The organism is Polynucleobacter sp. UK-Gri1-W3 (assembly GCF_018881595.1).
In the GTDB taxonomy this organism is placed as follows: domain Bacteria; phylum Pseudomonadota; class Gammaproteobacteria; order Burkholderiales; family Burkholderiaceae; genus Polynucleobacter.
Map to the genome: position 1 here is coordinate 43837 of NZ_JACVQA010000009.1, position 12550 is coordinate 56386.

Annotated in this window: 11 protein-coding genes; all 11 read right to left on the minus strand. The window is 45.6% G+C overall.

Annotated features, from left to right (window positions below; genetic code table 11):
• Nucleotide 1 precedes the first annotated feature (1 nt).
• Nucleotides 2-1273, minus strand: a complete 1272-nt coding sequence (gene ftsW, locus ICN36_RS10655) for a putative lipid II flippase FtsW (protein WP_216228342.1) — start codon at nt 1271-1273, stop codon at nt 2-4.
• Nucleotides 1270-2892, minus strand: coding sequence for a UDP-N-acetylmuramoyl-L-alanine--D-glutamate ligase (murD, locus tag ICN36_RS10660; protein ID WP_370623491.1), 1623 nt, complete (start codon nt 2890-2892; stop codon nt 1270-1272). Before murD ends, ftsW begins: the two co-directional genes overlap by 4 nt.
• 13 nt (nt 2893-2905) lie before the next feature.
• Complete coding sequence (mraY, locus tag ICN36_RS10665; RefSeq protein ID WP_216228343.1) at nt 2906-4075, minus strand: phospho-N-acetylmuramoyl-pentapeptide-transferase; 1170 nt, start codon at nt 4073-4075, stop codon at nt 2906-2908.
• Nucleotides 4066-5514, minus strand: coding sequence for a UDP-N-acetylmuramoyl-tripeptide--D-alanyl-D-alanine ligase (murF, locus tag ICN36_RS10670; RefSeq protein ID WP_216228344.1), 1449 nt, complete (start codon nt 5512-5514; stop codon nt 4066-4068). The genes mraY and murF overlap by 10 nt, the downstream gene beginning before the upstream one ends.
• Nucleotides 5514-7064, minus strand: coding sequence for a UDP-N-acetylmuramoyl-L-alanyl-D-glutamate--2,6-diaminopimelate ligase (locus tag ICN36_RS10675; RefSeq protein WP_216228345.1), 1551 nt, complete (start codon nt 7062-7064; stop codon nt 5514-5516). The genes murF and ICN36_RS10675 overlap by 1 nt, the downstream gene beginning before the upstream one ends.
• Nucleotides 7061-8833, minus strand: coding sequence for a penicillin-binding protein 2 (locus ICN36_RS10680; protein ID WP_216228346.1), 1773 nt, complete (start codon nt 8831-8833; stop codon nt 7061-7063). The genes ICN36_RS10675 and ICN36_RS10680 overlap by 4 nt, the downstream gene beginning before the upstream one ends.
• Nucleotides 8830-9096, minus strand: coding sequence for a cell division protein FtsL (gene ftsL, locus ICN36_RS10685; protein WP_216228347.1), 267 nt, complete (start codon nt 9094-9096; stop codon nt 8830-8832). The genes ICN36_RS10680 and ftsL overlap by 4 nt, the downstream gene beginning before the upstream one ends.
• Nucleotides 9093-10043, minus strand: coding sequence for a 16S rRNA (cytosine(1402)-N(4))-methyltransferase RsmH (rsmH, locus tag ICN36_RS10690; protein WP_216228348.1), 951 nt, complete (start codon nt 10041-10043; stop codon nt 9093-9095). The genes ftsL and rsmH overlap by 4 nt, the downstream gene beginning before the upstream one ends.
• A gap of 12 nt (nt 10044-10055) precedes the next feature.
• Nucleotides 10056-10484, minus strand: a complete 429-nt coding sequence (gene mraZ, locus ICN36_RS10695; RefSeq protein ID WP_068320686.1) for a division/cell wall cluster transcriptional repressor MraZ — start codon at nt 10482-10484, stop codon at nt 10056-10058.
• A 303-nt stretch (nt 10485-10787) separates the two neighbouring features.
• Complete coding sequence (coq7, locus tag ICN36_RS10700) at nt 10788-11417, minus strand: 2-polyprenyl-3-methyl-6-methoxy-1,4-benzoquinone monooxygenase (RefSeq protein WP_216228349.1); 630 nt, start codon at nt 11415-11417, stop codon at nt 10788-10790.
• A gap of 5 nt (nt 11418-11422) precedes the next feature.
• Nucleotides 11423-12472: a biotin synthase BioB gene (gene bioB, locus ICN36_RS10705; RefSeq protein WP_216228350.1), complete on the minus strand. Its 1050-nt coding sequence runs from the start codon at nt 12470-12472 to the stop codon at nt 11423-11425.
• Nucleotides 12473-12550 lie beyond the last annotated feature (78 nt).

Here is a 12550-nt window from a genome sequence, read left to right on the forward strand (position 1 = left end):
GTCAAAGCTTACCTCCACGCATGAGTATGCGGTTTTCAAAATCAATACGTAACAACATCGCAACAGCTACAGCATTCATCAAAATTCCAGAGCCGCCATAACTCACTAGTGGCAAGGTTAAGCCTTTCGTTGGCAGAAGCCCGAGATTCACGCCCATATTGATGAAGGCCTGCCAACCAATCCAGATAGCTACGCCCTTAGCTGCAAGGCCAGCGAAGCTGCGATCCAATTGCAAAGCTGTACGGCCAATTAAGAAGGCGCGACGGACGATCCAATAGAACAAGAAGATCATGACCACCACACCAACAAAGCCTAACTCCTCACCAATCACGGCCATAATGAAATCGGTATGTGCTTCTGGTAAGTAATGCAGTTTTTCTACGCTACCGCCAAGTCCAGTACCAAACCATTCACCACGGCCAAATGCCATAAGCGAATGCGTCAACTGATAGCCCTTATTAGCAGCGTTGTCGACTTGCCATGGATCCATAAAAGCCAACATGCGTCCACGACGAAACGGAGAGAGCGCAATCATGGTTGCACCACTCATTAGACCAACTAGGATCAAGCCACCAAATAATTTAGCATTGATGCCACCTAAAAAGAGGATGCCAAATGCAATCAAAGCGACCACTACAAACGCACCCATGTCTGGCTCAGCCATCAACAAACCACCCACTAAGGCAACTGCAATACCCATAGGCAGCATGCCCTTAACAAATGAATGGAGATATTCTTGACGTTGAACGGTATAGCTTGCTGCAAAAATCACGGCAGCAAATTTCATTAACTCGGAAGGCTGAAAGTTCATTAAACCCAGTGGAATCCAGCGCTTTGCACCATTGACACCTTTACCAATACCAGGAATCAATACGGCGATCAGTAGCAAGACAGTGAATCCAAAAATCACTGGCGAATAACGATCCCAGATCTTAGTAGGAATCTTAAAAGTCCAGATTCCGACGCCAATCGCAATCGCCAAGGAAATGACATGACGTATAAGGAAGAAGTTGCTACTGTAGTTCGCATACTTAGGGCCATCCGCCAAAGTAATTGAAGCGGAGTACACCATTACTAGCCCAATCAACATCAGCGACAGAACTGCCCATACAAGCAACTGGTCGTAATCCATCATGCGTGAACGGGTCTGCTCTACGCCTGATACTGCATCACGCAAACCAGTACGGAAATTATCAATTCCACCGCGAGAAAAATTCCAGAAGCGATTTAGTCCAAGACGATTTTCAGGAAACAATTTCTCCTTTAAGCTCATATCTGAACTCCCTCAAATTGCATCCCTAACTCTTCTACCTCAGCAGCAAATACATGAGCGCGCTCAACGTAATCGCGGAATTGATCTAAGCTTGCGCAAGCAGGAGAAAGTAACACTATGTCTCCAGATATAGCTTGTGCTGCTGCAGCCTGAACGGCGGACTTCAGATCACCACAATTTGAACTATGAATATCAGAACCCAAAGCCTCAGCAATTGCAGCCCCATCCTTGCCGATCAAAAAAGCACCCTTAACAAAACGTAATGCTGGTTCACGTAATGGACTGAAATCCTGCCCCTTACCTTCGCCGCCAGCAATTAACCAAATACGTCTTCCAGACTCATTACTACCAAGCCCATTTAATGCAGCAACAGTAGCGCCTACATTCGTACCTTTGCTGTCATCAACATATTCAACATCTTTAACGATCGCAATACTTTGCACACGATGTGGCTCACCATGGTAATCACGCAAACCATGCAATAGAACATTCATCGGTAAATTTACAGCGCGTGCCAAGGCAAGCGCAGCTAAGGCGTTTAATGCATTGTGACGTCCGCGTATTCTTAGTGCATCTGCTGGAATCAAGCGCTTAAGTCTTAATGGCTCGTCTTCTTCTATAGCTGCGGATTTACGACGACGCTTAGGCTTTGGCTCAACATCCTCGTCAACTTCAGCCCATACTAACCAATCAATTCCACCTGCACGTAAGTCATGCTCAATACCAAAAGCCCCTTGCTCATCTGGGCGATTAGAGCCAAACGTCACAATAAAGTTATCAGCCTTTTGCTTCTCGGAAAGCAATCCCATGACAAGAGGATCATCGCGATTCAGAATACAAACTGTATCTGTACCAAATATTTTTGACTTAGCCTCTGCATATGACTGCATGTCACCATGCCAATCCAAATGATCTTGCGTGATATTCAACACGGTTGCCGCTGTAGCATTCAGTGTATGCGTGTAGACCAATTGGAAACTCGAGAGCTCCAATACCCAAACATCGGGCATATCCACAATTTGATCTGCTATATCTAAGCAACTCATCAACTTCTCTAAGGCTGCAGGGCTAATGTTTCCTGCAACAGCAACTTTCTTCCCAGCACGCTCACACAACTGACCAGTTAATGCAGTAGTGGTCGTTTTTCCATTGGTACCAGTAACCGCCAACACTACAGCGGTATAGCCTGACTCTTGGGCTTGTGCCATAAGACTTAAAGCAGATATTGCTCGAGCAAAAAATTCAATTTCACTCCAAACATCGATTTCAGCTTCCTCGGCCTTGACCAAGAAAGAATAAGTTGGGTCCTGCACCGGAGAAAGACCCGGGCTGATACCAATCACATCAATATTTTTGAGCAGGCCTTCACCCAAAGGACCGAAACAAACATCTTTTAAACCTGCAATGCGAAGCTCATCGAGCCAAGCATTTTGCTTCTCAGTAAATGTTGATTGTTCGCGCGTATCTGCCAAGCGTACTTCTGCGCCATTACGCAAGCACCACTTTGCCATGGCAACGCCTGACTCACCCAATCCTAAAATAAGGAATCGGTGGGGTGCTTGATAGCCTTCATCAGCCATGAAAGCTGAATTTGCAAAGGTGTTTTCTAGGATCAACATATTTACTTTTGGATTACCGTAACTTCAAGCTAGACAAGCCAATTAAGACTAAAAGAATGGTGATGATCCAGAAACGAACTACTACTTGCGTCTCCTTCCATCCACCCAATTCAAAATGGTGATGCAGTGGTGCCATCCGGAAAATTCGACGGCCTTCGCCAAAATGTTTTTTTGTAAACTTAAACCAAGTTACTTGAAGCATGACTGAGACAGTCTCGGCAACGAAAATGCCGCCCATTACAAACAACACAATTTCTTGACGAACAATCACAGCGATAGTGCCCAGCGCTCCACCTAAAGCCAGTGCACCCACATCACCCATAAAGACTTGTGCTGGATGGGTGTTGTACCAAAGGAATGCAAGACCAGCGCCACCCATAGCGCCGCAGAAAATCATTAACTCACCAGCTCCAGGTATATAAGGAAAGAGGAGATACTTTGCATAAATCGCATTACCCATTACATATGCAAAAGCACCCAAAGCTGCGCCTACTAGAATTACCGGCATGATGACGAGACCGTCAAGACCATCGGTCAGATTGACAGCATTACTACTGCCAACAATCACTAGATAACTCAAAATGATGAAACCCATTATTCCTAACGGGTAGCTGACTTCTTTCATGAAGGGTATTAATAAATTAGTTTTTGCAGGTAGGTCTAGAGCAAAGCCACTTCTGAGCCACTCATAGAACAATTGCAACACCTTGAGATTATTTACCTCGGAAACAGAGAACGCTAAATAAATTGCAGCAAATAAACCAATAAAGGTTTGCCAGAAAAATTTTTCTCTTGAAGCCATGCCCTTAGGGTCTTTGTAAACTACCTTACGATAGTCATCTACCCAACCCACTAGACCAAATCCAAAAGTAACAATCATCACAATCCAAATAAAACGATTGCTTAAGTCAGCCCACAACATGCATGAGATAAAAATACCTATCAAAATCAATACACCACCCATCGTTGGGGTACCTGATTTCACTAAATGGGTTTGTGGTCCATCAGTGCGGACAGCTTGACCCATTTTTAAGGCAGCTAATTTACGAATGACCCATGGTCCTGCAGCTAATCCAATTAGCAAAGCAGTTACAGTCGCCATCACCGCTCTAAAGGTAATGTAGTTAAAGATTCGAAAGAATCCAAAATCGTCTTGCAACCATTGCGCCAACATTAAGAGCATGTTTTAGCCCCCTCTAACAAGGCTTGCACTACTCGCTCCATGCGCATAAACCGTGAACCTTTAACTAAAATATTGAGATGTTGATTGCTGCCGCTAGACTGTGCATGCAGTGCATCTCTTAATTGCGCAATCAGACTATCCATATCAGAAAAATGTACTGCGCTAGATTTGATCTCATTGCCGTCAGCAATTTCATTAAATCCCTGCAGAGCAAATTCGCATTGTTCACCCAAGGCAAATAACTTTGAGACTCCCTGTTGCGCCGCATAGGCTCCAACTTCCCGATGGAACTCTGGACCTTGATTGCCAACTTCACCCATATCACCCAAAATCAACCAAGATAAGTTGCCAGATTGATTTAGAGCATCGATTGCAGCTCTTACAGAGTCAGGATTAGCGTTATAGCTATCGTCAATTAAGGTGTGATTTGAATCAATCGCCTTTGCTTGCATACGCCCATTAACTGGTGAGAAAGACTCAAGACCCTGCTTAATCTTTGCAAGACTTACTCCAGCAGCTATACCAACAGCACATGCAGCCAAGGCATTGCGGACATTGTGACTGCCTAAAGTATTTAACTGAACTTCGATGATGCCCTGTTCAGTTTGAACTTGTACCCTACCGTTACTTAATAGACTTCCAGTCACTGAAGCTGAAGTTTTAGTCTGCGTAGATGAGAGAACAAAGTCAATTACTTGACGACCATTAGCAGCCTGACGCCAAACATTTGCAAATTCTGAATCTACTGGGAATACGGCAATGCCATCATTTGGCAAACCACGAATCGCATCAGCGTGCTCTTCTGCCACTGCCGCAACCGTCGCCATAAATTCCTGATGTTCGCGCTGGGCATTATTAATTAATGCAATATTCGCTTGCGCAATTGCAGCTAACTGCGCTGTTTCACCAGGATGGTTCATGCCAAGCTCAACAACTGCGAGACGATCTGTTGAACGCAATTTCAAGAGTGTTAATGGCAAACCAATATCGTTATTTAGATTACCTTTAGTAACTAAAGTATGTTGCTCGCCAACTGCGGCTTTAAAAATGGAAGCAATCATTTCTTTAACAGTGGTCTTGCCATTGCTACCAGTAACCAATACCAAAGGGATAGGATGATTGGCACGCCATGCTTTTGCCAAATTTCCCAATCCAATACGGGTATTTGAAACGCAAATTGCTGGCAAGTCCGCTGGAACTTTATCTTGACTGCTAATGAGGGCTGCACCAGCACCGGCCTTAGCCACATCAGATAAAAAGTCATGCGCATCGAAACGCTCGCCAACCAAGGCAACAAATAATTCATTACGATCAATCTGACGACTATCTGTACCCACCCTAGAAATGACTAATTCTTGCGCAGCTTCTGCAGACGCATTAATTAATGTACTTCCAGGTAACATAGCCTGTGCTTGCGCAAGGGTTGTCATGACTGACATCAGACTCCTCCTCCCGCAGCTAAGCGAATGTGTTCTTGGTCAGAGAAATCGAATTTCTTACCATTGATTTCTTGGGTAGTTTCATGACCCTTACCGGCAACCAAAACAATATCGCGCGCATCAGCGTGACGAATTGCAGCCATGATGGCTGCCGCACGATCGGCAATCATTTGAATATTTGGTGCATCCGCCTTAATACCGCTGCGAATCATTTGCATAATGGCTTGTGGGTCTTCGGAGCGCGGATTATCGCTAGTAATGAGGATATGGTCAGCATTGCGCTCAGCAACAGCGCCCATCAACGAACGTTTACTAGCATCACGATCACCACCACAACCAAATACACACCAAATTTTTCCACCACGCTGATCAGCAATAGGGCGCAATGCTTGTAAGGTTTTCTCTAATGCATCAGGCGTGTGTGCGTAATCGACAATTGCCAATAAGCCCTCTGTTTTTTGTTGCTTACTAAGGCGAATGAGCTCCATACGACCCAGTACTGGGTTCAATTGGCTTACTTTTTTACCGGCAACTTCGCAATGAATATCCTGTGTAAGTAATACTGTCCATACGGCCAGTGCATTACTTAAATTAAATTCACCTAAAAGCGGAATGTGCAAGTGCACATCGCCCATACCTTCATAAACAAAAGTAGAGTCATAGCCAGAACCACTCAATACCGTGTCTTTTGTATAAATGCGTTGCAGACGATCGCTAAATTTTTCAAAGCCCTTGAATGCAGATGGGGATAATGCATATGCCCAGACCTTCAAGCTATCTTTTGCCAATAAATTCATCGCTAACTCGCGACCAAAAGCATCATCTAAATTAATGACCGCATGTTCAAGCCCAGCTTGGCGAAATAATTTCGCTTTTGCCTCAGCATAATCAGCCATGCTGCCGTGGTAATCCAAGTGATCCTGTGTCAGATTAGTGAACACTGCACAATTCAATTCAGTACCAGCAATTCGATCTTGATGTAGTGCATGTGAAGAAACTTCCATCGCCACCTGCTTTGCGCCGGCTTTAGCCAGCTCTGATAACTGAGTCTGCAATTTAGGAGCATCCGGAGTCGTATATCCAGTCCGAACTAATGCACCAGGGGAGCCAGTTCCCAGGGTACCTAAAACCGCCGTCCGATGATTGCTTGCATCTAAGGCTTGAGCTAACCACTGCGTGATACTGGTTTTACCATTGGTGCCAGTGACGCCAATGATTTTTAATTCCTTACTCGGATAGCCATACCATCGTGCGCATAGCTCACCTGCTTTTGTCGCAAGCTGTTCAACAGCAAAACATTGTGGATGATCTAAATATTGCTTACCTGTGCCCGCTGGATCGAAGACCACTGCGGCTGCGCCATTCTCTAATGCTGCCTCAATAAATTGACGACCATCACGCAAGGCATTGCCATGACCTACAGGGTAGGCAAAAAAGATATCACCAGACTGAATCTGGCGACTATCTGCACACACTTTTGCAGAAGCATTCGCTAGTGTGTGTAAGTGGTCCATCAAATGATTGGTGTCAATTTTCAAGTTCACCCTCATCGCTTCAAGACCACATGTTGAGCCTGTGCAGCTACCGGCCGAATTTCTTCTGAAGCCTTATCCTGCAATACCATTTGCTTAACTTTACTGTCTGGCAAGACATTCAATGAACGGAGCGTCTCCCCAACAATTGTGGAGAATACGGGTGCTGCAACATCACCACCATAGTGACTTCCACCAGTAGGCTCATCAATCATTACCGCAACCACAATACGTGGCGCACTAATGGGGGCAAGTCCAGCAAAGTAAGCGCGATAAGAATTGCCATATCCTTTGCCAACTAATTTATGGGCAGTGCCTGTTTTTCCACCAACGCGATAACCTTCAGCCTGCGCTTTGACTGCAGTTCCCCCGGGCTCAGTAACCGCTTCCATCATATTGCGCATTTCAATCGCTGTTTTTGGAGAGAGTACTTTAGTGCCTGGCTTGAACTCAGGACTACGCTCAATCGTCAAGGGAACTAATTCGCCATCACGTGCAAAGACTGTGTATGCGCGTGCTACCTGAAAGAGTGACGCAGAAATGCCGTAACCGAACGCAATACGCGCCTGATCAGTAGGCATCCATTTTTTGAAAGGATGCACTGTACCCGCAACGGCACCAGGGAAACCAATTTTCGGCGCCTGACCCAAACCAACTGCCGTATAAAAATCCCACATTTCTTCAGTAGAAAGATTATTCATCGCAATCTTTGCAGTACCAATATTGCTAGATTTTTGAATAATTTGTGCGACCGTAAGATTTCCATAAGGATGGGTATCTGTAATGGGCTTAGGACCTACTAAATAACTCGCACCAATCACCATATTGGTATCTGGCCTGATAGCGCCTTTTTCTAAAGCAATTGAAATTGTTAACGGCTTGATAGTTGAGCCAGGCTCAAAGGTGTCGGTCAATACGCGATTACGCAATTGCTCACCAGTTAAGTACCTGCGATCATTTGGGTTGTAGCTTGGGTAATTTGCCAACGCCAAAATCTCACCCGTTTGGGTATCGAGCACTACAGCGCCCCCCGCTTTAGCGTGATGCTTTTCAACTGCATCTTTAACTGCGTTGTAAGCTAGGAACTGGATCTTGCTATCAATAGAGAGATTGAGATCTTTACCATTTTGTGGCAATTGCAAGATCGCTACATCTTCAACAACGCGGCCCAAGCGATCTACCACCACACGTCTTTGACCTGGATGACCAGCAAGCTCATTCTCACGGGAAAGCTCCATGCCTTCCTGGCCCTTATCGTTCACATTAGTAAAACCAACCACATGCGCCATCGCCTCGCCTTCTGGGTAGAAGCGGCGATATTCATTATTTAAGCCAATGCCTGGAATTTCCAACTGCTTAATCTGTTGTGCAACAGCGGGATCAACTTGACGCTTCAAGAAAATCTGCTTGCGTTCTTCTTTTAACTTCTTACGCAACTCTGCTTCACTCATTTGCAAGAGGCTCGCCAACTTTTGAACTTTATCTGCCGATAAATCATCTGGGACAGTATCGTTATAGGCGATAACGGACTTCGCCTCCAAACTGGTTGCGATAACTTGGCCGTTGCGATCCAAAATTTTCCCGCGACTAGCTGGCAGCTCTAATTCACGCTGAGTGCCGCGCACACCCTTAGCTTCATAGAATGCATTTCCCGGGCCCTGAATCCAAAATGCACGCAGCAATAACATCATGAAAACAAAGAATAAAAGGAATAGCATCAAACGCGACCGCCACATTGGCAGACGCAAAACTAAATTTGGCGTAGTAGAGAAACCGACCGGCCTCATTTAGCCTCCTTTAAATACAGAGTACGCTCAGGAGTAATCGGAGACATATGCAATTGATTGCGAGCAACGTCGCGAATACGGGCAGACTTGGAGAGATTGCGCTGCTCATATTCCAAGCGTAACCACTCTTGATTTAACTTGCGCTCTTCAATCTGTGCACGCTCTTGAAGAATGAATAATGTACGAGCACGCTGCTGAGCTGCCACTAATGAAAGAGCGCAAATCAATAGCAATGCGAGCAAAGTTAAAGTAGCGCGATTCATGCAACTGCTCCAATACGCTTTTCAGCGACACGCATGATTGCTGAACGTGCACGCGGATTCTCAGACACCTCGGCATCACTTGGCTTAACGCGGCCAATAATTTCAAGCGCACTTTGTGGCAAATCTCTTTCGCGCACAGGCAGACCGCGCGGAACCTCTACTTTTGCATGTGCTTGCATGAATTGCTTCACGATGCGATCTTCGAGGGAGTGAAAACTAATCACGGCAAGTCTTGCGCCTGGCTTTAATAATTTCAGAGCTGCTTTTAAACCAAGTTCTAAATCTTCTAACTCACGATTAATAAAAATACGCAGTGCTTGAAAAGTTCTCGTTGCGGGATCTTGACCCGCTTCACGCGTGCGCACTACGCTAGCTACAAGGCTTGCTAACTCTGTCGTAGTTTTTGGAGACAAGCCTTCTTCGCGCTTAGCCACAATGGCCTTCGCAATCTGAAATGCAAAGCGCTCTTCTCCGTAATTCTTAATCACTTTTGTGATTTCCTCTGGCGGCGCTTGTTCCAACCACTCTGCTGCAGTCAAACCGTGATCGGTATTCATACGCATATCGAGCGGACCTTCTCGTCGAAAAGAAAATCCCCGATGCGCCTCGTCCACTTGCGGCGAACTGATTCCTAAATCCAACAAAATGCCATCGACCGATTCCGGTTCTGCGTACTGATCCATCTGCGCAAAACTGTCGTGCACTATCTTGAGTCGTGGATCGTTGATTTGTTGTGCTACTGCAATTGCATCTAAATCCTTGTCGAATGAAATCATGCGCGCAGAAGAATTCAGCTCCTTGAGCAATGCCTGCGTATGACCGCCGCGCCCAAAGGTTCCATCGATTACCAAAATTTGTTTTTCTACATTTTGATTTTGAATCAGCGGACCGCCAACTAGCGCCGTCACCGCCTCGGCCAGCAATACTGGGCGATGAGTTATGTTCATGGCACCCTGTCATCAAAAATTAAATTGCTTGAGTGCTTCAGGCATGCCTTGAGCAATCGCAGCCTGTTCTTTTGCGGCGTATGTAGCCGCATCCCACAACTCCAAGTGACTACCCATACCAAGCAAGATCACTTCTTTTTCAATACCTGCTGCTGCACGTAACTCAGGACTTACCAATACACGACCGGCGCTATCTAAATCCATTTCAGCTGCGTTACCTAAGAAAATGCGGCGCCACCAATGAGCATCCATTGGCAGTTGTGCAACTCTTGCTCTGAAGGTTTCCCACTCTGGTCTTGGAAAGAGGAGGAGGCAGCCATCAGGGTGTTTTGTGAGCGTGATTCGGCCCTCGCCCTGTACCAACAAGGCGTCACGATGCTTTGCCGGCACAGACATGCGGCCTTTTGCATCTAAATTGAGAGCTGACGCACCTTGAAACACTATTTACCCCACTTTTTCACACTTCCTCCCACTTTAGAGGATCGCACTAAGAGGGTCAAGTGTTTTTGGGAGTTTTTTTAGGAATTTCCCTAGTGTTTACAAACACTTAGCGTCATGTGTTGAGAAAATGGTGATAGTAAAATAGCTACTTGAAACAATGGCTTGGAAAATATACTTAAGAATAGATCTTAGCTATTTGGCTAGATAATCCCTAAATATACTGTATTTAAAAACAGTAATTGGTAAAGAATATATTTGGAATTAACTAGAAACTGATTTGGTTAATTAAATCCAATTTCAGTTTTAAATTTTGTAAGCAGTAGTAGTCATTATCTTTGACATAACCTGCATTATTTTTTGAACGGGCTCTGGCAAATTTACGCCACCAGCATCTTTTGCGGCCTGTCCGTGAATAATTTCATCGATGCGCATTTGGTCAACAATTGCTCGAGATCGCTGATCATCTTTAGGTAATTTTTCAAGATGACTTTCTAGATGATTCTCAACTTGTTTTTCTGTTTCAGCAACGAAACCCAAACTCCACTTATCTCCCGCTAAGCCAGCTGCCAAGCCGATTGCAAAGGATCCCGCATACCAAAGTGGATTAAGATAACTGGTGTGTGACCCAAGCTCTTGAAGGCGAGTTTCACACCACGCAAGATGATCCATCTCCTCTTGCGCAGAGTGATCTAGCATCTCCCGAATTTCTGGATTTCGTGCGACTAATTTTTGCGATTGATAGAGCGCTTGCGCACAAACTTCACCAACGTGATTCACGCGCATGAGTCCTGCTGCATGTTTACGTTCAGCAGCATCTAACCCTAAATTACCCCCTGCATCAGACTCTGGGATAGGTCTATGGGCATTAGCACCCCCAACTACTGACCGAAGCGCAGAATCAAACTCCAGAATGAGGCGATCAATCGAGGACATAAAAACTAGACTAAAACCTCAGCTTTACAGCTTTGCTTGGTCTTCAAACCAAGCTCTGCCAAGAGCTCACGGTCTTGTTCTGCCTCCGGGTTACCTGTAGTGAGCAGTTGCTCACCATAGAAAATCGAATTGGCGCCAGCCATAAAACACATAGCTTGAACTGCCCTACCGAGCTCCTGACGACCAGCGGATAAACGGACTCGGGCCTTAGGCATAGAGATCCTTGCAACCGCAATGGTTCTCACAAACTCCAGTGGATCCAAAGGCTTTTGCTCTGCCAATGGCGTACCAGCCACTGGAACCAAATGATTAATGGGCACAGACTCTGGATAAGGACTCAAATTGGCCAAGCGGGCTAAAAATGCAGCTCGTTGCTGTCTAGATTCGCCCATTCCAACAATACCGCCGCAGCAAACAGACATGCCAGCAGCGCGGACATTAGAAATCGTATCCAAGCGATCTTGATAGCCGCGGGTAGAGATCACAGAGCGATAAAAATCTTCGCTGGTATCTAAGTTATGGTTGTAAAAATCTAGGCCAGCCTCTTGCAAAGCCAGGGCTTGATCAGCCTCCAGCATGCCTAGGGTGGCGCAAGTCTCTAAACCCAGGGCTTTCACACCCTTGATCATGGCGGTGACTTTTTCAATATCACGATCTTTGGGCTCGCGCCAAGCGGCACCCATACAGAAACGGTTAGAACCGGCAGCTTTAGCAGCCTTAGCAGCCTCTAGAACCTCTTCTAAGCCCATCAACTTCTCAGCCTTGAGGTCGGTGTCATAACGGGCAGCTTGAGGGCAGTAAGCGCAGTCTTCAGGGCAGCCGCCTGTCTTGATTGACAACAAAGTGGCTAATTCCACATCACCGTCTGGAAAATATGACTTATGAGTCTCTTGAGCCTTAAGCATTAACTCATTTAAGGGAAGGGCAAATAAGGCCTCAACTTGAGCCACTGACCACTCGCCAGATACTGGGACCCCTATATTTGTATCCTGATGCAAATCCGCTTTGGATTTGAACTGGGTCAAGGGTTTTTCAACGGTTTGAGTGTCCTGCATGGGCAAATTCCAGAAAATGGGTAGATTCAAGGCATAAACATAACAGATACAAGCCTAAATTTGGAAAAACTAGTGTTC